Annotated in this window: 18 protein-coding genes; 8 read left to right on the top strand and 10 right to left on the bottom strand. The window is 54.4% G+C overall.

All coding sequences use genetic code 11. The annotated features are described in order from the left end of the window. Positions 1–69 precede the first annotated feature (69 nt). The 3 genes from tnpC to tnpA form a co-directional block, all read right to left on the bottom strand. On the bottom strand, positions 70–1,662 hold the full coding sequence (gene tnpC, locus F6R98_RS15985; protein ID WP_153251037.1) for an IS66 family transposase: 1,593 nt from the start codon (positions 1,660–1,662) through the stop codon (positions 70–72). 127 nt (positions 1,663–1,789) lie between these two features. Beyond that, positions 1,790–2,140: an IS66 family insertion sequence element accessory protein TnpB gene (gene tnpB, locus F6R98_RS15980; protein WP_153249364.1), complete on the bottom strand. Its 351-nt coding sequence runs from the start codon at positions 2,138–2,140 to the stop codon at positions 1,790–1,792. After that, positions 2,128–2,454, bottom strand: coding sequence for an IS66 family insertion sequence element accessory protein TnpA (gene tnpA, locus F6R98_RS15975; protein WP_153249229.1), 327 nt, complete (start codon positions 2,452–2,454; stop codon positions 2,128–2,130). The genes tnpB and tnpA overlap by 13 nt, the downstream gene beginning before the upstream one ends. A 524-nt stretch (positions 2,455–2,978) precedes the next feature. Here tnpA and F6R98_RS15970 point away from each other — a divergent pair. After that, complete coding sequence (locus F6R98_RS15970; protein WP_153249907.1) at positions 2,979–3,572, top strand: glutathione S-transferase family protein; 594 nt, start codon at positions 2,979–2,981, stop codon at positions 3,570–3,572. A gap of 73 nt (positions 3,573–3,645) precedes the next feature. Here F6R98_RS15970 and F6R98_RS15965 read toward each other — a convergent pair whose 3' ends face one another. After that, positions 3,646–5,025: a ribulose-bisphosphate carboxylase gene (locus F6R98_RS15965; RefSeq protein ID WP_153249906.1), complete on the bottom strand. Its 1,380-nt coding sequence runs from the start codon at positions 5,023–5,025 to the stop codon at positions 3,646–3,648. Between the two features lie 415 nt (positions 5,026–5,440). Between F6R98_RS15965 and F6R98_RS15960 the strand changes: the two genes are divergently transcribed. The 6 genes from F6R98_RS15960 to F6R98_RS15935 all read left to right on the top strand — a co-directional run bounded on the left by F6R98_RS15960 (position 5,441) and on the right by F6R98_RS15935 (position 13,127). Beyond that, positions 5,441–8,488: a cation-translocating P-type ATPase gene (locus F6R98_RS15960; RefSeq protein WP_153249905.1), complete on the top strand. Its 3,048-nt coding sequence runs from the start codon at positions 5,441–5,443 to the stop codon at positions 8,486–8,488. Between the two features lie 17 nt (positions 8,489–8,505). After that, on the top strand, positions 8,506–9,702 hold the full coding sequence (gene metK, locus F6R98_RS15955; protein WP_228124917.1) for a methionine adenosyltransferase: 1,197 nt from the start codon (positions 8,506–8,508) through the stop codon (positions 9,700–9,702). Positions 9,703–9,773: 71 nt separating this feature from the next. Then, positions 9,774–10,529 (top strand): phosphate signaling complex protein PhoU, encoded by a 756-nt coding sequence (phoU, locus tag F6R98_RS15950; RefSeq protein ID WP_194269980.1) that lies wholly within the window; start codon positions 9,774–9,776, stop codon positions 10,527–10,529. A 420-nt stretch (positions 10,530–10,949) separates the two neighbouring features. After that, positions 10,950–11,270: a DUF5132 domain-containing protein gene (locus F6R98_RS15945; RefSeq protein WP_153249902.1), complete on the top strand. Its 321-nt coding sequence runs from the start codon at positions 10,950–10,952 to the stop codon at positions 11,268–11,270. Next, a complete protein-coding gene (locus F6R98_RS15940) occupies positions 11,267–11,776 on the top strand; it encodes an HMA2 domain-containing protein (RefSeq protein ID WP_153249901.1) in 510 nt (169 codons plus the stop codon). The genes F6R98_RS15945 and F6R98_RS15940 overlap by 4 nt, the downstream gene beginning before the upstream one ends. 487 nt (positions 11,777–12,263) lie before the next feature. After that, complete coding sequence (locus F6R98_RS15935; RefSeq protein ID WP_153249900.1) at positions 12,264–13,127, top strand: cupin-like domain-containing protein; 864 nt, start codon at positions 12,264–12,266, stop codon at positions 13,125–13,127. Here F6R98_RS15935 and F6R98_RS15930 read toward each other — a convergent pair whose 3' ends face one another. The 6 genes from F6R98_RS15930 to F6R98_RS15905 all read right to left on the bottom strand — a co-directional run bounded on the left by F6R98_RS15930 (position 13,128) and on the right by F6R98_RS15905 (position 19,301). Then, the gene (locus F6R98_RS15930) at positions 13,128–13,943 is read right to left on the bottom strand and encodes a polysaccharide deacetylase family protein (protein ID WP_228124916.1); all 816 of its coding nucleotides are present in this window, start codon (positions 13,941–13,943) and stop codon (positions 13,128–13,130) included. It abuts the gene before it with no gap. A gap of 75 nt (positions 13,944–14,018) precedes the next feature. Further along, positions 14,019–14,942: an LpxL/LpxP family acyltransferase gene (locus F6R98_RS15925; protein WP_153249899.1), complete on the bottom strand. Its 924-nt coding sequence runs from the start codon at positions 14,940–14,942 to the stop codon at positions 14,019–14,021. Next, positions 14,939–16,645, bottom strand: a complete 1,707-nt coding sequence (locus tag F6R98_RS15920; RefSeq protein ID WP_153249898.1) for an AMP-binding protein — start codon at positions 16,643–16,645, stop codon at positions 14,939–14,941. The genes F6R98_RS15925 and F6R98_RS15920 overlap by 4 nt, the downstream gene beginning before the upstream one ends. Positions 16,646–16,863: 218 nt before the next feature. Continuing rightward, entirely contained in the window at positions 16,864–17,508 is a 645-nt protein-coding gene (locus F6R98_RS15915; RefSeq protein ID WP_153249897.1) for a COG4648 family protein, read from the bottom strand. Next, complete coding sequence (locus tag F6R98_RS15910; protein ID WP_153249896.1) at positions 17,508–17,795, bottom strand: phosphopantetheine-binding protein; 288 nt, start codon at positions 17,793–17,795, stop codon at positions 17,508–17,510. The genes F6R98_RS15915 and F6R98_RS15910 overlap by 1 nt, the downstream gene beginning before the upstream one ends. A gap of 105 nt (positions 17,796–17,900) precedes the next feature. Then, positions 17,901–19,301 carry an amino acid permease gene (locus tag F6R98_RS15905; protein ID WP_153249895.1) on the bottom strand — a complete coding sequence of 467 codons (1,401 nt, stop codon included), beginning with the start codon at positions 19,299–19,301 and terminating at the stop codon, positions 17,901–17,903. A 180-nt stretch (positions 19,302–19,481) separates the two neighbouring features. Between F6R98_RS15905 and F6R98_RS15900 the strand changes: the two genes are divergently transcribed. After that, the gene (locus tag F6R98_RS15900) at positions 19,482–20,525 is read left to right on the top strand and encodes a cytochrome-c peroxidase (protein WP_153249894.1); all 1,044 of its coding nucleotides are present in this window, start codon (positions 19,482–19,484) and stop codon (positions 20,523–20,525) included. The last annotated feature ends 225 nt before the right edge of the window (positions 20,526–20,750 follow it).

Below are 20,750 nucleotides of genomic sequence, written 5' to 3'. Positions count from 1 at the left end.
AGCCCTTCGACTAAGTTCAGGAGAGCCTTGTCGAGCGTAAGCGCGTAACGCCACCATCTATTCCTGCGCTTACGCCTGCGGTTTAATATCCATAACGGCAAAGGGCAGCAACTCATCAATACGGCTGTTGGGCCAGACCGGCAGTTTTTCCAGCGTGTCTTTCAACCAGCGCGCCGGGTTAAGTCCATTGAGTTTGGCTGTGCCCAATAAGGTCTGTATTGCGGCGGCGCGTTGACCGCCACGCTCGGAACCGGCGAACAGCCAGTTCTTTTTGCCGATGGCAATAGGACGAATGCTGTTTTCCACCGGGTTGTTGTCGATCGGCAGATGGCCGCTGTCGGCATAGCGGATCAGGGCAGGCCAGCGTTTGATTGCGTAATCCAGCGCTTTGGCGGAGCCGCCGCCGTTGGCAGTACGCGCGCGGGTTTCGATCAGCCAGTCATGCAGGGCTGTTAGTTCGGGCTTGCTTTTTTCCTGGCGCAGTTGCTTGCGTGCTTCGATGTCCATCGTTTTGCCTTCGCCTTCTATCGCGTACAGCCTGGCAATACGCTGCAGGGCTTCCAGCGCCATCGGGCAGCTATTGGCTTTATGCAAATCGAAGAATTTCCGGCGCGCATGCGCCATGCAGCCCAGTTCGATACAGGGCTGCGCGCCCTCGCGGTCGGCAGCAAACAGGGATTTGTAACCGCCATAGTCGTCGACCATGAGGTGACCGTGCCAGTTGCCGAGGAAGTGGCGCGCATGTGCGCCGCTACGTCCGGGCTGATAGTCGAAGACGATGATGCGAGGCCCCGGTTCCAGATCATTGCTGCGGTAGGCCCACAGGTAGGCCTTTTTGGTTTTGCCGTTGCCGGGATCGAGTTGCGCCACCGGCGTCTCATCGGCGTGTAGGGCGTTGCGCTGCAACAGATGCCAGGCAAGCCGGTCTACCAGCGGTTGTAACGCCACACCGACACGACCAACCCAGTCTGCCAGCGTCGAACGCGACAGGATCACGTCGTCGCGCGCGGCGATCTGTTCAAGACGATAGAGCGGGAGATGATCCTGGTATTTGCCGATCATCACCCAGGTGAGCAAGCCGACCGCCGCCATGCCGCCATCAATAATGGCGGGTGCAATCGGCGCAGCCTTGACCGTCTCGCAGGCCTTGCACGCGTATTGCGGGCGGATATGGCGGTGGACAAAGAATTTGGCCGGTTCGACATCCAGCTGTTCGGTGATGTCTTCGCCGATTTTGACCAAGTCTTTACCGCACTGTCCGCACAGGCAGGATTCCGGTTCGTGACGGTGTTCGATGCGCGGCAAATGTTCTGGCAGCGGTTGACGGCCTGCGCGCGGACGCCTGGGTCTGGCGACGGTGGTGCAGGGTTGTTCTTCGACCAGCTGTTCGACTTGCGCTTCAACGGCGGAGAGGTCTTCGTTCCAGGTGTCTTCGAACAGATCGCGCTGCACAGCGGGCAGTGCTTCGCTTTTGACGCTGAAGCGGGTGCGGCGCAGGATGCTGAGCTCCAGGGTCAGCGCCTCGATCTTGATGTCCTTGATACGAATTTCATCGTCCTTGGCTTTCAGCGTTGCGTCGAACTGCTGTTCAGTTTCCTGCCGCGCCTGTTCGATCAACGAATCGATCGCCGATGCCAGCTGTGTTTTGGCCGCTGCTTCCAGATTCAGTTGATCGAGTTTAGCTTGTAAATTCATGGTGTTATTATACCCGATGCTCGGTAGGGAGTCACGCTGAAACCCGCATGAATGCTGGGTTTCAGCAGGTTTTTACGGAAAATGCAGGCGCTGTTCAAGCCCGTAAATCCGCCGACGGGACAGACGACAAGCGCCGCCAATCGACCCCGGCAATCAGCCATTCCCATTGCGCGACTGTGAGAGAAACACAGGGCTCTCCCGCCTTCGGCCCAATAAAGCGGCCCTCGTGCAAACGGCGCTGACATAACCACACTCCGGTGCCGTCCCACAGCAATACTTTGATGCGATTACCCGCACGATTGCGAAACACGAAGGCCGACCCCGCGCAAGGCGCATGTCCCAGCACCTGCTGCACATGGCTTGATAAACCGTCGATGCCGCGACGCATATCCACCGCCGCGACACTGAACCAAATCTGGACGGGATGAGCGATCAATCCAGACATTGCAGCAGCTCCGCCAACCAGCGAGGAGAAGTCGACGTTGAGAGTTCCAGGGTGTACCCCTGTCTTGTCCGCAATAGCAGCGCATGCGCCGCCGGTTCAGCTACTTTATCAATCGATACCGGCAAAAAACCGGCGCGCGAAGGTGAAAGAGGGCGAACCGCGGATGCTTCGGCATCCAGATGCCGCACCCAGTAGTTGAAAGTAGCCGGCTTCAGCTCGTTCCGACGGCTATATTCGACCTGACTCAGGCCGCTGGCTCGCCACTGCTCGATATGGCGTATCTGCTCTGCTTGCTTGTTATTCATGCTATTCATGCTTCGACTCCTCAAGGAAAATGCAAAGCATGACGGAAGACTTATTTTTTATGTAGACGGGACGACTGGACGCTTACTGTCGAGCCATGAACGGAAACGATTTATTCAGCGTTTCCTTAGCTTTTTCCAGCTGAGATCGTCCAATACATCCAGCAACTGGCCCGCGATAGCCAGAATGCCTTCCATTCGCCCGCGTTGCTCCGCCCGACTCAAAACACCGCGCTGATCCGGGATGGAAATCTTCCTGCGCTCTTGGTCGTCCAGCTCTTCCGGCGTCAGCTCCGCCTTGTTGGTGATGCCGAAAAGCGTGCGCGATGGCCGGTTCCAATGTCGGAGGGGTCGCGCTCAGATCCGAGGCGGTTTTCTGGAAGTACAGCCACGTGTCCGGCGCGGTGTGACGAGCTGGCTTTCCGCCAGCGTGAATTTGGGCGGTTCGGCGAATAAATATCGGGATTGCTCTATGCGCGCTTTAGAAATCACGACAACCTATAATTAAGCGCACAACCCACCAATCTGAGGAAACGATGAAGCTGTACGATATGGAGCTTTCGGGCAATTGTTACAAAATCAGGCTGTTTTGCGCCCTTTTGGGGTTGCAGTACCAATCGGTGGCGGTCGATCTGACGCTCGGCGAACACAAGCAGCCAGCTTTTTTGCAATTGAATCCGCGGGGCCAGGTTCCTGTGCTCGACGATGGCGGCACTATTGTTTGGGACTCGCTGGCTATACTGACGTATCTGGCGCGGAAATACGGTAATGAACCGTGGCTGCCGTTGGCGGCGGAACCGCTGGCCAGGGTGATGCAATGGCTGGCGCTGTCGGAGAACGAACTGCTGTACGGACTGGCTCGGGCCAGAGCCGTGCAAAAATTCAAGCGTCCCTGGGATTTGTCCCAGTGTCAGGCGTTGGGAAAGCAGGGGTTGGCGGTACTGGAGCGGCGTTTAAGCGGCAGGCAATGGCTGGCCGATGACCATCCTACCTTGGCGGATATTGCCTGTTATCCTTATGTCGCGCTTTCGTCCGAGGGCGATATAGCGCTGGACGATTATCCGCACGTATGCGCATGGCTGTCGCGTATTCAGGCATTGCCGGGGTATATCGGCATGCCTGGAATTTAAGGGCAGGGGAGTTCGACGGCGCGTGTCGATGGCGTAGCGCCATCGACACATCTCTTGTATGACGCGTGCCGGCTTATTTATGCACGCCCAGCTTTTCGCGCCAGCCCGGATACAGCTTGTCGGCATCGCCGGGGAATGATTCGAAGGCGCGTGCGAATTCCCGATGCTCCTTGGCCCATTCGACAGGGTCGGCGCCGGCCTTCCAGCACTCATAGGATTGACGCAGAGAAATCGCCCCGGCAGCCGGGCTGTCGATGTGGCCGTAGGAACCGCCGCCGGCAGTATTGATGACGTTGCCGTGTCCCAGGTTCTGGAAAAATCCCGGCAGGCGCAACGCGTTCATGCCTCCCGAGATAATCGGCGTGGTCGGTTTCATCCCATGCCATTCCTGATGGTAGGCCGGACCGGTATAGCTGTCGCGTTCGATGATGTAGGCAATGGCGCGGTCGTCCTTTTCGCCCTCCATCTTGCCGTAGCCCATGGTGCCGACATGGATGCCGGACGCGCCTTGCAGCCTCGACATTTTTGCCAGTACATACGCGGTGTAGCCGCGTTTGGCCGACGGCGAAGTCACCGCGCCGTGACCGGCGCGGTGATAGTGCAGATACTGTTTCGGGAAGTATCTGCGCGCGGTGGTCACCATGCCGGGGCCGCCGACATAACCGTCGACCAGGAACGCGACATGGTCGGCGAATTCGCCGAATTGTTCGAGGATGAATTCACCGCGCGCGATCATTTCGTAATGATCGTCGGCGGTAATGTTGGCGGAGAACAACTTCGCTTCGCCGGTTTCGTCCTGGGCGCGTTTCATCGCGTCTGCGACCAGCGGGATGACTTTTTTCAGCGGCGCGAATACCTGGTTGCCCTGCGGTTCGTCGTTTTTGATAAAGTCGCCGCCGAGCCAGAACTGGTAAGCCGCGTGCGCGAACGGTTCCGGGCGCAGGCCGAGCTTCGGCTTGATGATGGTGCCGGAAATATAACCGCCGTTGACGATCGGGCGGCCGAGGATGCGCCACAGGTCGGAAATATCAACCGAAGGGCCGTCGAACAGTTGCACCGCGCGCGGAGGTACGTAGAAGTCGTACATCTTGGCGTGTTCGATATCGCCCATGCCCTGATTGTTGCCGATGGCCAGGGTCAGGAACGAAACGATCATCATGCGGCCGTCGGTAATGTTGCGGTCGAACAGTTCAAGCGGGTAGGCGATACGCATTTCTTCGGTGGATTCATCGATCAGATAAACCAGCGCGTCGACACCCTTGGTGAATTCGTCGGTCGTGGAAACTTCCACGTTGGTACCCGTGGATGATTCCGCTGCAAAATGCGCCGCGGCTCCAAGATAGTCGTATCCGCTTTTGGGCTTCATCTTGTAGGCAACCAGTATGTGTTTGCCGCCCTTGATCAGATCCTGCTCTTTGAGGCTGAGGTCCGCGTAGCGCGCTGACTGATCCATGGTGTTCTCCTTGTTATGGTGATGAGAAAGTGGTTTATAGTGAGTCCCACCGGACGCTGAAGCTTGCTGTCTAACGGATTGAGATTACCATTGCAGATTATCGCTCAGCAAAGTTGTTTTGTAACTATATCAGCGTCATCAATCGCAGGTTACTGGATGTTCGCTGTGATAACTATATTTAAATACAATGGATTGTTGCCTATGCCCACCTGTTCCGGATACTTGGAGCGAGAGTGTTTGCCGGCGGAAGCCGCCGTTGCGTCCGGGTTGGCAATACGACGCGTTTGATTGCCGTATGGTTTACGTAGTGACGGAAACGTGGTCAAATTGAGGCCCACGACGGATTATCCGATGACATCAGGTTGTCATATTTGTGTGTCAATATTTCAAAAAAACAATGACCGGTGATATATAAATGGCAGCACAACATCTACACCACCCCATCGTTTCAGATCGTCTTAAAGTAGTTCATCAGGGTGCGCCGGGACGCGTACGCATCAAGGTTTTCGGATTGCTGCGGTCGGACCCCTTGAAGCTGGAAATCGAAAAGACCCTCAGCCAATCCACCTTCGTGAAGAGCGTTTCGGTCAACATCCTGACCGGCAATGTGCTGATCCAGTATCAGCCTCATATCCCGGTGCAGACCGTGGTGAATACGCTGGAAGGCGCTTTGGTGGATTACCCGGCGGGTTACAAGGGCACGCTGCCGGCTGAAAAAATTCAAGTATCCAGCCCGGAGCGCGGCGGACTGTTCGACCGTTTCAAAAAAACCACGGTAGAGAACGGGCCATCGGTCGCCGTTACCGGTAACCTGCAGCCGCAGGGAAAATGGCATATTGAGTCAGCTGACTTTGCCGCGAAACAATTGGGCAGCACGGTGCAGGGTATTTCCAGCAGCGAAGCCGGAACGCGTCTGGCTTATTACGGGCCGAATGCGCTGAGCGTCAGTAAACCGCGTTCCAAGCTGGCGATGTTTGCCGGTCAGTTCATGAGTCCACCGGTTGCGCTGCTGGGCATCTCGGGCGCAATTTCCATCGCTACCGGCGGTTTTCTGGACGCGATTGTGATAGCCGGGGTGGTCATGCTGAACGCGGTGATCGGTTATATCACAGAAAGTCAGGCAGAAAAAACCATCAACGCGCTGGGTAAAATGACGCCTTTGCATACCCTGGTATTGCGCGACGGTGAAATTACCCAGGTAGCCATGGCGGATATCGTTTGCGGCGACGTAATGGTGCTGTCGCAAGGCACTTTTGTTGCTGCGGACGCGCGTATTATTTCCAGCAACAAGCTGACGGTCGACGAGTCCGCGCTGACCGGCGAAAGCATGCCGATCAGTAAAAATCATGAGTTCGTCGGGAACGACGATACTCCGCTGGCCGACCGTAAGAATATGGTTTACATGGGCACCATCGTTTCCGGCGGTAACGGATTGGCGATGGTGGTTTCTACCGGCAGCAACACTGAAATCGGTACTATCCAGTCTCTGGTCGGCAACGTTGAAACGCCTGATACCCCGATGCAGAAACAGCTTGATCAATTGGGCACCCAATTGGCGGTGGTCAGTGCCGGTTTATGTGCCGGAATGTTCTGTGTCGGTCTGCTGCGCGGCACTCCCTGGCTGCAGATGCTGACTTCGGCCATTTCGCTGGCTGTGGCCGCCGTGCCGGAAGGCCTGCCTGCCGTGGCGACTACCACGCTGGCCTTGGGCATAGGCAAGATGCAGCAGAAAAATGTACTGGTGCGCCAGTTGCCTGCGGTAGAAAGTCTGGGTTCGGTACAGGTAATCTGTCTGGATAAGACCGGCACGCTGACCATGAACATAATGAGCATGGTCACCATTAAAACGCCGATACATGATTTGATCATACAGAAAGACGTTCTATACAAGGAAGGTGTGCGCATTGAAGCCACGCGCTTTGATGAGGTTGCGAAGATATTGACCATGGTCAGTCTGTGCAGTGAAGTGGTGGTGAACGGAGAGGACTCATCGAAATGGGAGGGATCTCCTACGGAATGCGCGCTGGTGCGCACCGCGGTCGTCGGCGGCCTGGATGTCAACCAGCTCCGCGCAGCGAAGCCCTGGGTGAAAACCCTGCACCGCGCCGAAGGGCGCCCGTTCATGGCCACGGTGCATAAAGACGGCGATAAGTATCTGTATGCGGTAAAAGGCAGTCCGAGCGAAGTGCTGGCGCTATGCCGGCAGCAGGAAGTCAATGGCGTGCTGGAGGAGTTGGACGAGGACCGCCGTGCTTTGGTGGCGGAGCAGAACCACCAGCTGGCCAAGGACGCATTGCGCGTACTCGGGGTCGCCTACCGTTATGCGGATACCGACGAAATCGGTGAAACCCCGTCCGACCTGATCTGGCTGGGTTTGAGCGGCATGGAAGACGCGTTGCGTCCGGGCGTTGCCGAGCTGATGGATCAGTTCCACGCAGCAGGCATCGATACCGTCATGATTACCGGAGATCAGAGCGCGACTGCGGCTTCCGTCGGAACACGTTTACGGCTTGCCAACAACAGGCCGCTGGAAGTCATCGACTCCAGCCGCCTGGATAAGCTCGAACCGGAAATTTTGCAGAGTCTGGTAAAGGACACTACAGTATTTGCCCGCGTCAGTCCGGCGCACAAGGTAAAAATCGTTCAAGCCTTGCAGGCGACCGGGCGCATCGTGGCGATGACCGGCGACGGTGTGAACGATGGTCCGGCATTGAAAGCGTCGAACGTCGGTGTGGCCATGGGCGACATGGGCAGCGACGTGGCGCGTGCAGCAGCCGATGTGGTGTTGAAAGACGACAATATCAGCACCATGATCACCGCCGTCGAACAGGGCAGAACTATATACAGCAATATTCGCAAGAGCCTGCGCTTTCTGTTGTCGTCCAACATGGGCGAAATCGAAATCATGTTCATCGGCACCGCGCTCGGCATGGGCGAGGTGTTGAGTCCGATACAAATCTTGTGGATCAACCTGCTGACCGATATTTTACCGGCAATGGCCTTGTCCATGGAGCCGCCGGAAAGCGATGTCCTGACGCAAAAACCACGCGATCCGAAGCGTTCGATAATCGAAAAAGACGACTTCAAAAAAATGTTCCGCGAATCGCTGGTCATGTCGGCGGGCGCGCTGGGTGTTTACGGTTTCAGCGGGCTGCGATACGGGTTCGGGCCTCAAGCCAGCACCAATCTATTTATGACGATAACCATCGGCCAATTGCTGAATGCAATCGGCGCCAGATCGGAAACCACGACCGTCTTTAATAGAGAAAGGCCGACGAATCCGTATCTGAATCAGGCGGTCATCGGCTCCATGATCGTGCAGGTGTTAACGCTCGCGGTTCCCCAGCTGCGGACGCTGTTGCGGTTGGCGCCGGTAGGTCCGATAGACATAGCGGCGATAGCGGCCGGCAGTATTTGCCCGATGCTCGTCAATGAAACACTCAAGAAAATTCAATCTCGCTAATGAGAGAGGTAAAGTGCGTGACCACGAAAAAAACTTATTTGTTTTCATCTGAAGCAGTAACCCAGGGCCATCCCGATCGCTTGTGCGATACGATCAGCGATGCGCTGGTCGATGAATTTCTAAAGCAGGATCCTTATTCGCGTATCGTTGCCGAGAGCGCCATTTCCAAAGGCGTAATCTTTGTCGCGGCGCGTTATGCTTCTCTGGGAAATGTCGATATTCCTGAAGTGGCGCGTTCCGTTATTAGCGGGGCGGGCTACACGCCGGAGGAATACGACGTGGCGGATTCGACCGTGGTGACCAGCCTGATCACGATGTCGCCCGATCAGCGTTGTCAGGTGGACGAAGCTGAGCTGAAGGATGGCGAGCTGGATAAGCTGACGGCACGTAATCAGATCACGCTGTTCGGGTATGCCTGCAACCATACCCCGGAATTGATGCCGTTGCCGATATCGCTTGCCAATCACCTGGCTGCGGAACTGGTGCTTGCTCGTCAGGACGGACGCATGCCCTATCTCTCTCCTGACTGTACGGTGCAGGCGGGTGTAATCTTTGACAAGGGACAGCCGGTAGGTATTTCCAATATTACGCTGATAGCCGGATTGCAGCGCCCCAAGGGCGCGGATGAGCATACGCTGATCCAGGACTTTAAAAATCGCGTAGTGCAGAACGTTTTCGCATCAGCGGCCGTGGTGCCGGATGCGAAGACCGAGTATTTTGTCAATCCGGCCGGCGTATTTCCGAAAAGCGGCCCTTCCTCACATTCGGGCATGACTGGACGTAAAACCGATAGCAACACCTACGGCTGTTTCGCGCGCCATAGTGGTTCAGCCTTGAGCGGCAAGGATCCTTCCCGTATCGATCGCGTAGGCGCTTATGCCGCGCGCTATGCGGCCAAGAACGTGGTTGCCGCCGGATTGGCGGACGCCTGCGAAATTCAGCTCAGTTACTCGCTCGGTCATGCCGCGCCGGTCAGTATTCAGGTGCAGACTTTTGGAAGCAGCAAGGTGGCTGAAACGGTTATCCAGAAAAAGGTCGAAACTATTTTCGATTTCAGACTGGGTGCGATTGTCCGTGATTTCGGTTTGAGGCATTTGCCGTTGCGTTACAAGCAGGGTTTTTATCGCAAACTGGCTGCCCATGGTCATTTCGGCGACTCATTCCTGAAACTGCCTTGGGAAAAAATCGACAGAACGGACGATTTAATAAAATAGCAGGCGCGTGGTAATTTCTTTAGATTCGGTTTTTTTTGGTCGGGGAAGCAATCAGCATGGAAACGGAACCCATGACTAATCAGGATCAATCACAAGCGCCTGTTTTCTCAGGTAAAGAAGTGCATTTTCCTGCCGATCAAAAAAGACGGAAGGAGGATGATCAGTCGCAGTCGCATACGGTAGTTCATTTCGATCAAGAGCTTTTCCTGTTGCGCAATAGTGTCATGGCGATGGGCGGGCGCGTGCTTGATCAGCTGCTTCAGGCCCTGGAGGCACTGGAAAACCACGATACGGCTCAAGCGCGGGTGGTATTGGAGAAGGATCTGGTAATAGATAAGCTTGAAATCGACACCAACGCGTATATTTTCTCATTGCTGGCCCGACGCGCTCCGGTCGCCAAAGATTTGCGTGTAATTTTGGCATCATCCAAGATTATCAATAATCTGGAGCGTATTGGCGATGAAACTCTGAAACTGGCGCGATTCACGCTTGAGCTGGCGGCTGTGGGACACCAGGACAATACCGCGCTGGAAGGTGTATTTCTTATGGGAGAAATGGCGATTGCGATGCTGCGAAAAGCATTAAATGTATTCGATTCGCAGGATCGCGGTTTGGCTATCCGCGTGGCGGAAGACGATCTGGAATTGGATAGCGAATTTCGCAAGACCTTGCATAGCCTGATTGATTCAGCCTCACGTAATCCAAGCGGGATTGGCGATACAATCGGAATTGCGCTTTTAATCAAAGCTTTGGAGCGTATCGGCGACCATGCGCACAATATTGCCGAATATGTGGTTTTTCAGATCGAGGGTGGTAATATCGCATAAAACCGGATGGTCTTCAGGGTGTAGGCTTGACAGTGCGATTATTTGGCGGGGATAGCCGGGGGGAGGATATGCCAATATCCGGGAAGTGTACCACATGCGGGTTTACCATAATTACAGCGTGACGGTTTTCGCCGCAGTCCCGAAGCCTTCCTGCAGACTAAATTCGAAAGAGCGCATCCGTAAAGCCTGGACAATACGTTTTTTTACTGCATGATGTTGGAATTTTATTTTGGTATGGAGCATCATGCAGGCTACAATGTTTCGCTGTGGCGTCCTTACTCAGTACAGGCGCAGGTCGCACCGTTTCGGTGTCTGGAATGCAGAGTTACAAATCCCCTCTATGTAGATTAAAGCTGCGCAAGCGGCCAAAACTTTCTGTTAATGTTAAAAACTAAATTTGAATAAGTTAGGAGTGTTGTAATGCCTATAAATTTACCACCTGAGATTCAAAACCTGCTCAGAAACCCCTTGCACCGGAATATTATCATCGGAGTCGGAATCGCGGCTTTGTTGCCTGCGGTAGTGCCGACGCTGGTGCGAACGGGGCGGCCTTTGATTCGTTCGGCGGTAAAATCGGGTGTGCTGTTGCTTGAAGCAAGCCGTGAGGCTGTTGCCGAGGCCGGTGAAACGTTTGAGGACATAGTCGCCGAAGTGAAGGCGGAACTGTCCAGCCGCCATGATGCCGCTGCCTCCGCCGCTGCAGCAGCAGTCAACGAGGCCGAAACAGGTACCGAAGCATGACTCTGGCACTCGCGCAGGCTTATTTGATTCATCAGATACCTGGGCGCGTTAGGCTGAGGATTGCTTCCAGGAAAAATCAGAGCGATTATTTTGCCGGCCTGTCAGCCGCATTTCAGTCATGCCCAGGGGTTGAACTCTGCCGGTTCAAGGTGGAGACCGGTAGTTTGCTGATACAATACGCTCCGGATATCACTTCATGGGATGAAATCTGTGAATATGCAGAGGATCACGATCTTTTCGTATGCAGTGACGTCGGCCCGGAAGCGCTTGCGGAAGAACTGAAAAAAGCCGCCCGCCCTTTACCCAGCGTTGCTCAACTTGCCGGGGAAGGTCTGATGTTCGTTGACGATACGCTGAGTGCAGTAACCAAGGGACTGGTGGATTTGAAGTCCATCTATCTACTGACCCATTTGGGCTTTGGCGTTCGAGAATACACCCGTGGTCATATCATGTCGCCCGCCTTTACGTTGCTATGGCGCGCGCTGGAACTGGCGAAGAAAAAATAAACCCTTTAGAACCTCTGTTGCCGCCGCCTATCTGTGTAGGGTCGCCCTAGCCCTCGAGCTCTCTGTTGTTTGCGGGCTGGGGCCGCCCCAGCTAAATATTTCCACCGCCGGTTTTTGAGCACGATTCATTTGAGCTCAACTACCATTCCTATGTCGTTCTAGCTGAATAGCTGTTAAAAATCCTTAACTATTCAGCCTACCCGCTGGAGAGGAAGCTAGGTGAGCCAGGCGAAGATCTTCTGCGCCCCACGGATGTTCGAAGAGGGCTTCCTGGGGCGGACTTGCGGCGTGATTAATATTACCGTCGCGCTTCTGCGCGCCTCGACTGGCTTATCTCTATTCCGAAGCTTCGGCCATGACTCAAAAGCAGTCACTGGATACCGGTCTTGATTGTTGCTTCCCGTATAGCGGGTATATAAGAATGCCTGCAAAGAAGATATGATAAATCACTCTGACGGCATTAGCCGGTTGATGGGGAGATTCCGCAATGATTGAACTGGGAGCGACAGCACGCGTAACAAAGGTTTCCAAAGAAAATTTCATTCTTCATTATAAAACGCCTCAAATACCGGTCGTTATCGAGCAGCTCAGCGAGGCATGGCCTGCCCGGGAAAAATGGGATCTGGATTATATTTGCGCTGTGATAGGTGAAAACAGGGTCCCACTCTACGGTGGCGGCGACCGTGCGCGTGGCAGGCGGCATCAACATGCCGCGCTTACCGAAATGAAATTGCAGGACTTTGTCGCGTCGTTACGGAGCGGCGAAAACAAGCTGCGCATTTTTTTCTACAATATTTTGTCTTATGCTCCAAAACTGGCCGATGATTTCAGTTATCCCGATATAGGGCTGAAATTGTTTACCAAGCTGCCGGTGCTGTTCTTCGGAGGTAAAGGTGCGAAAGTGCAGATGCACTTCGATATCGACCTGGCGAATATTCTATTGTGCCATTTCGGCGGGAAGAAGCGGGTGTATCTATTCCCGCCCGAACAGGCAAAATACCTCTATCATGTGCCGTTTTCGTTCAGCAGTTTATTCGATATTGATGTCGAGGTCCCGGACTATGAAAAATACCCTGCGTTGAAGTATTTGAAGGGAACGGTCGCGGAGCTGGAGCATGGCGATGTTTTGTTCATTCCGTCAGGTTACTGGCATTATATCGTATATGAGGATATCGGCTTCTCCATGGCCTTGCGCGCCTTTCCCAGGCGGCCCAGGGAGATTTTACAGCTCGCAAACAACATACTGGTAATCCGTACTATCGATGGCTTGATGCGAAAAATCGTCGGCCAGCCATGGAACGAAAGAAATGAGCGGAAGGCATTATCAAATACGCATAAAAATCTGGACTGACTATTTTCTGCATCCGGGTGGCTTGATCGAGTCGATTGGTTGAGGTACGCATAGCGCATCCTTCAAGGCAACAGGATTTAATCGCATGGCCGCAATGATATTCAGCAGTTTGGGCAAAAGCTCCAGGATGACAGGCTGTCCATTGACGCCGATTGCGCTATTGCCATCGTGCAGCAGTACAATATCTCCGGCGCCCAGTTTGCTTGTCAGTCGTGCCAGGAGTGTTTTGCAGTCCGCGCAGCGCGTATCGTAGCCTCTTCGGTTCCAGGTAATCAGTGGCAACCCGAGGCACGAAAGCACAGGGTCCAGAATCGGGTTGCGCATGCCCATCGGCGCGCGAAAAAACCTTGGTTCCTGGCCGGTTATGCGTTTAATGGTTTGTTGCGCCATAACGATTTGCTGCATCTGCCCACTCCAGCCCAGGCAGGCAAAGGTGTTTTTGTGGTGTTGGGTATGATTGGCAAGGGTATGGCCGCGCCGTGCGATTTCGCGGCATAATCCGGGGAATCGCATGGCGCGCGCGCCGACCACGAAAAAAGTCGCTTTCGCCTGATAGCGGTCGAGAATTTCAAGAACCAGAGGCGTAACCTCCGGATCGGGGCCGTCATCAAAGGTCAGCGCTACTTCGTTGCGCCGGCGCGCCGCTTCGGGTAGGCAGGTAAGATTGGGACCCAGGTAGCGGCATGTGGGCCAGAGGCCGAAAATTGTCAGGGCCAGATGATTTATGAGCGTGGCCGAGATAGCCCATACCCAGAGCTTGGGTAGGACGATTACTGTGAATAATGCCAGTCCATGCACCGCGAAGGACGCGCGCAAAAAAAAACTGGGTTTCCAGCCAGAAATGATTCTGGGTGGGATCAGGTGCTGAAACAACGAAAAATAATCCGCGGGTTAATCCATAGGTTCTTTCCAGAAATCATGGAAGTTGAACCAGTTATAGGGCGCGAGCCGACAATATTTTTCCAGAAAACGCACATAATTATCCATCGCAGCGATCAGGTACTGTTCTTTGTCTTCATGACTCGTTTCCGAGAAGTCCGCCAGCGCGTCAAAGTGGAGGCTGTAACGGTTGCCTCCTCGATAAAGACCGGCCATGAAAATCACCGGGCAACGCAGCAGGGCGGCGAGCCGGAACGGCCCGTAGGGAAAATGGGCTATAGATCCCAAAAAGCAAATGTTCCTGCTCGGCTCTTCGCGCAAGGTTCTGTCGGCCAGGATTCCGACCAGATAACCGTTTTTCAGCCGGTCTCGTATCCTGATCATGGTGTCAATCTGGCCGAGCGAAATAATGTCGTGCCGCAAGGCAGGATTGATCGTGGCCAGTATCTGGTTCAATTTACGCGCATTTTCTTCATACATCACCAGACTTACCTTGAGATCGGGGCGGGTGCGTCCGAGTGCGTAAAGCGCTTCGAAGCTTCCCATGTGCGCTCCCATCAGGATTGCGCCGCGCCTGCATGTATATTCCGGCAAATTTATATGATCGTCCAGGGCGATGTCGAATTGTTCCATGCGGTTGGCGGTCAGGTATATGCGATCATGTATGGTGCTGGCAAAACAGAAAAAGTGCCGGTAGAGCTGTTTCCAGCCGATAGTGCGACCGAGCGCGCGCTCAAGGTAGTTGCGGGAGGCTGTTCTTGCCGTGGGCGAAAACAGCAGGAAATAGAGCGCTATGCCTCTTAGCAGTATGCGGCTGGCGCTGCGTCCGCAGGTCAGCGATATCCAGCGCATGAATTTCATGATGCAGAGATTGCTGCGTTCTCGTTGTTCTCTCCATGCGGCACGAGCATGGGATGCTTTGCGCGCTGTTTTCATGACGGCGGTTGTTCGTGGTGGAGAAAGGGAATGTCGGCCTGCCACTGTTCAATATGTACTTGGCCTTTGGCGATAATGCGATCGTTTACGCTGAGGCTAAAGTTAATCAGCGCATCCTTTCTCTCATGGTGTAAGGTAATGTGCTCGCCGGGTCGTAGCGGGCTGATGAATTTTGCTGCGCTGATTTGCGTGACCCGGAAATTCGGTTCGAGTGTCGACTCGATAGCCAGGATGATGTGGTCCAGCAGCAGCGCGCCCGGAAACACCGGGTTATTGGGGAAATGTCCGTTATATGCCGGATGATGGTCAGCAATTGCCGGATGGGTATCGACTGATTCGCATTGTTTCATGACAGTTGCCGTGAGTTCCTGCCGACCCGCTTCCCGAAGCCGTAGCTGCAGCGCGACCAGCGCTTGCGCCGGTAGTTTGCCGGTTTCGTTACGTGGCAGGGAATCGACCAGCAGCAGCGGACGAGGAAGGAAAATGGGGTCGATGCGTTCTCTGAGTTGGTTCAACACTGTCGTTTTATCCAGCGTGGGGGCGACGATCAGGGCAGCGGGACGGGTGATGCTATCGCAGCGTTCGCTTTCGGGGATCAGGAAAACGCCGTCCTCCACTCCGGGCAGAGAGTTGAGTTGTTGATTAAGATAGGCTAGCGAGGTGCGCTTGCCGGCGATATTGAGCGTATCGCCAGACCTGCCCAGCAACATGAAATGCGTCGTATCTAGGAGTTGTAAGTGGTCGTCCAGCGCCGTTACGGCGTCGAGATGCCCGCCTTCGGCGTAAACTAAGCCGTTATGCTGATGTAAGCTGACTCCTGAAAACGTGGTCCATAACTCGGATAGAGTTGGACGCCGGCTAGCCAGCTGCCCTGTTTCCGTGCATCCGTATATTTCTATCAACGGCGCCGTGCTTAAGTTTTCGATAGTCCGCGCGAGATCGATCGAAAGAGGCGCTGTTGCCGAAATCACTTGCTCGATCTCAGGTATCGATACGCCCGACTTCATCAGTGTACGCAAATGGAACGGTGTCGAAACCAATAGCCGCGGGCATGGTAAGCGCTCAATGGCTGTGCGGATATCGGCGGGATAAAAAGCCTGTTCGGCGCAGAGGGCAAAACCGCCCAGCATTGCCAGCAACACGGTCGATTCAAATCCGTACATGTGCTGAGGCGGCACGGTGCTTACGATGACAGTCTGTTCTTTCAAAGCCAGCCTTAAGGCTTCCGCGCGTATATTGCGCACCAGCGATCCCCAGTTTTTGTGGTGAGGAACCGGTGTGCCGGCGCTGCCGGAGGTGAATATCGTGGCTACATGGCGCTGGGATTCGACTGCGGGGATTTCTTCTGTTTGCATGCCGCTCGCATTGAGTGAGGGAAAGTCGACGATGGGCAGATCGGGGGTTTTATCCGTCCTGTCCGTCAGGCAAAAAAGATCGGGGGCGTAATTCAGCAGCCGGCGCGAGGTTTCGGCGGTGCAGGTTGGCTGCAGGATGGAGATTTTGTTTTGAAGCAACGCGGCAACGAATCCGACCATGAAATGGTAACGATTCGTACACAAATTCAGCATATGCCTGCCAGGAGCCAGCATGGCTGCAACCTGTCTTGCGTCGTTCAGACACCGCTGGAGCGTAACGGCTTGCCCATTTCGCCAGGCGACGATGGAATCAAGGCCGGGATGACAGAAAACGGAATGACTTGCCATGTTTTGTATATATTTTCCGGTAACCATTCAGTTACCGTGCTGAATTAAAAAATTGTCGTTTCGGCAGGGAATGCCGGAATTTGGGCTCCATTGCCTGCCCTGAGCATAGCAGAAGGGATGGCATAGAAGTGTTAACACCCTGTCGGCTGGATACCGGCAATCCGTGCCGGCAAGACGGCCTTTCCCGCTGTATCGGGATGAATAGTTACTTTTCCCGCTCAGGTGCGTGAAAGTAACGTTTGTAGCATCGATATGATTCCATCATGCTTTATCCGCGGCAGCTGACGCAAACGGATCAGGTATTCGATAGCAAACATCAGGCATACCAGTGCCGGGGTTAAGGTCGTTGCAAATAACGACCAGTTGTAGTGTGAGCCCAACAGAAACAGCATCAACGAAACCAGTACCAGTATCCCGAAAAAAACCGTCCAGGCCAAAGTTACAGCGCGCGTATAAACAGCTATGTCGGGTGTAACGGCGCCGCGTATTCGTGTGGCGAACTGCGTAACCATCGGTGTCTGTCCTGCCGTCAATGTGCGGCCGAATCCAAGGCATAAAATGCTGTTGAAGGCGCTGTATTCAAGCAGATAAAACCAGTCGATATGCTTGATGAGCCATGCCTGATGGCCGTAGAAAAAAAAGCCGAGAGTAAAACCGCCGCAAAGAATAGGCAGACGGTAACGGCTTCGCCAGCCGAGTAAGACGGCCGGCAGGGTCATTGATATGACAGAAGCATAGCCATAAAGCGGACGTAGCGTTAAAGGTCCGGTCAATGTCTGGTGCACCAGCCAGGGATAAGCTATTGCACCCAGGAACAAGCTGATCGTGGATAGTGAGCCGGCGCCGGAAGATGCTGAGCGCATTACTGGGTTCGATTTTTCTCGATATGAGCGCTAAGACTGCGTAATGAACTGAAAATACTGACGTTGTCTTCGTTGTCCGCCCGTAATTGAAAGCCGTAGCGCTTGGAAATCTCAAGGGCTATTTCAAGCACGTCTATTGAGTCCAGCCCCAGACCGGCGCCGTAAAGCGGGGCTTCCGGGGCGATGTCGTCGGACGATGCTTCAAGGTTTAATGCGCTTACCATAAGTGCGGCAACTTCGCGCTCGAGGTCGCTTTGCGCGGATGAGCTGTCAGGTTGTTTGTCCATTTCTGTTATGCCGGAAAGATCGGGGCGATTTTCAATTGAAAGATATATGTTTGAGTATATCGACAAGTGCGAATTTTCGCCATGCCCAGCTGCCTCTCGTTTGTCTCAAGATTTATCCAGTTTGCTGTTGCGTATGGAATAGCTGAAATAGATTATCAGCCCCAACCCCAGCCAGACGATGAAACGATACCAGGTGAGACTGGGCAGAAAAGCCATCAGCGCGCCGCATGAAAAAACGCCCGCCAGCGGCAGCAGGGGCGATGCAGGCGTTTTGAAGGGGCGCATCATTTCCGGTACCCGGTACCTCAAGGCGATAACCCCTGCGCTAACCAGCATGAACGCAAACAGAGTGCCGATGTTGACCATTTCCGCCAGCTCTCCAAGCGGGACGAGTCCGGCAATCGCGGCGATGAATAAACCGCAGGTTACAATTATTTTTACCGGTGTTTGCGTCCTGGCGTTGACGCCGGCGAAATTCGCCGAAAGCAGACCGTCGCGCGCCATCGCGAATATGATCCTGGTCAATCCGTAGTACAGCACCAGCATGACCGTGGTCAGGCCGGCTATGACGCCGGTGGATACCAGCGCCGATGCCCACTTGAAGCCGATCAGGCCGAGCGCATGCGCGACCGGAGACGAAACGTTCAGTTCATTATAGTGAACGATGCCTGTGAGCAGCCCGGCCACCAGTATATACACCAATGTGCAAAAGCACAGAGAGCCGATGATGCCGACAGGTATATCTTTCCTTGGATTTTTAGCTTCTTCCGCAGCAGTGGATACCGCATCGAATCCGACATAGGCAAAAAACACGATGGATGCGCCGGCCAGTATGCCGACAGGCTTCCCGGTTTCATCATGGCCGAACCAGCCGAACGGCATGAAAGGGCTCCAGTTGCCGGGCTGGACGTGAAAAGAGGCAATGCCGATAAAAACCGCAATGGTGATGATCTTGATGGTTACCATGACGGTATTCAGCCGCGCGCTTTCCTTGGCGCCGAGTATCAGCATGCCCATCAACAACAGGATGATGGCCGATGCCGGCAGATTGATAATGCCTCCGGCTTGCGGCGCATGAGTGAGCGAATCGGGAAGAGGCAGCCCCACCGCAACCAGGGCGTTGTTCAGATAACCGGACCAGCCATTGGCGACGGCGGCAACCGAGATGCCGTATTCGAGTATCAAATCCCAACCGATTATCCAGGCGATCAGTTCGCCGAAAGCCGCATAGCTGTACCCGTAAGCGCTGCCGCAACCCCCTACGCTTGAGGCGAGTTCGGCATAGGACAGCGCTGCGAGGGCGCAGACCAGACCGGCAATGACAAAGGAAATGATGACGGCAGGACCAGACTGGGTGGCCGCGGCAATGCCGGTCAGTACAAATATGCCGGTGCCTATGATCGCGCCTACACCCAGCAGCGTCAGGTCGGAAGCATCGAGACAGCGGCGCAGTCCGCTTTCCTGGAAGTCGTCAGGTGTCGAACGTTTGGTTCGTAGTATCCGCATGTGCCAGCCTCTATGCCATAACCTGCAAAATTTCAATGGGTTTATTATGACAGATTTGTGGCGTTTGCGAATAAACCCGCCGTTGGCTTGAGTGCGGTCATGCTTCTCTATTAATATGCACCTGATACACGTAAGCTGCTTATTGCGTATGATCAATCACACTAATAAATCGGAGGAGAAATGAAAAAGAAAGCTTTATGGGGCGGAGCGCTGATGTTGACAAGCGTCATCGGTATTGCCCAGGCCGCCGAATGGCAGGCTTTACCGCTTAAAGCGCCGGAACCGGCCGGCAATCCGTCGACGCCGGCCAAGGTGGAGCTGGGTAAAATACTCTATCATGACCCGCGTTTGTCATCCACGGGTACGATCTCCTGCGCTTCCTGTCACAATACCATGTATGGCGGTGAAGACAATCGGGGCGGTTCTGTCGGCGTTCATGGAAAAGTCGGCGGGCGGAGTTCACCTACCGTATGGAACTCGGCATTCAATTCCGTGCAGTTCTGGGACGGCCGTGCGGCCAGTCTGGAGGCGCAAGCCAAGGGCCCGGTGACCAACCCGATCGAAATGGGCATGAAAAGCTGGGATGATGTGGTAGCGCGTCTGAAACAGATACCCGGATATACGCAGGCTTTCGCAACCGCTTTCGGGGGGGCTGCGGATGCAGCGCTTACCGCGGATAATGCGGCAAATGCGATAGCGGCTTACGAACGTACCCTGATTACGCCGAACAGCGCTTACGACAAGTTCGCGACAGGGGACAAGACGGCATTAACCGAGCAGCAGCAACGCGGATTGCAGACCTTTGCCGAGGTCGGGTGCACGACCTGCCACAGCGGCCCGGTATTCAACGGACCGCAGCTGCCGGAAGGAACCGGTTTTTTCATGAAATTCCCGACCTACGAGAACGGCGCGCTGGAAGCCCAATATAACTTCTCCGCCGACCAGGGGCGTTATGAAGCCACTAAGAACGACGCGGACCGGCATATGTACAAAGTGCCGACTTTACGCAATATCGCGCTGACCGCGCCTTACTTCCATAACGGGAAAATCAGCACGCTGCAGGACGCCGTTGCGGTGATGGCGAAAGCGCAACTGGACAAAACGTTGACGCCCGAACAGATAAACGATATCGTTGCCTTCCTGAACGGCCTGACCGGCGAATTCCCGAAACAGGAAATGCCGCGTTTGCCGGCTTATCCGAACAAAACGTTTAGTTACGACTGAGCTGGTTATTTACGTAACAGGCTTTGAATCAATGTTAAGCGCATAGGGAGGTGCGCTTGGCAGGCATCTTGTAACCGTTCAGACACCCCTTGTAATTTTGTCCATTGTCGCAAAAATAATCCGTTCGTTGTGAGCTTGTCGAACCATGAACAGGTTAACTATCAATGCTATAGGATTATCATTCATCCTTCGATAAGCTCAGGACGAACGGAAAATAATTAAAAT

The sequence above is a fragment of the Candidatus Methylospira mobilis genome (assembly GCF_009498235.1).
In the GTDB taxonomy this organism is placed as follows: Bacteria; Pseudomonadota; Gammaproteobacteria; order Methylococcales; family Methylococcaceae; genus Methylospira; species Methylospira mobilis.
This window is presented reverse-complemented; position numbering and strand designations above follow the sequence as displayed.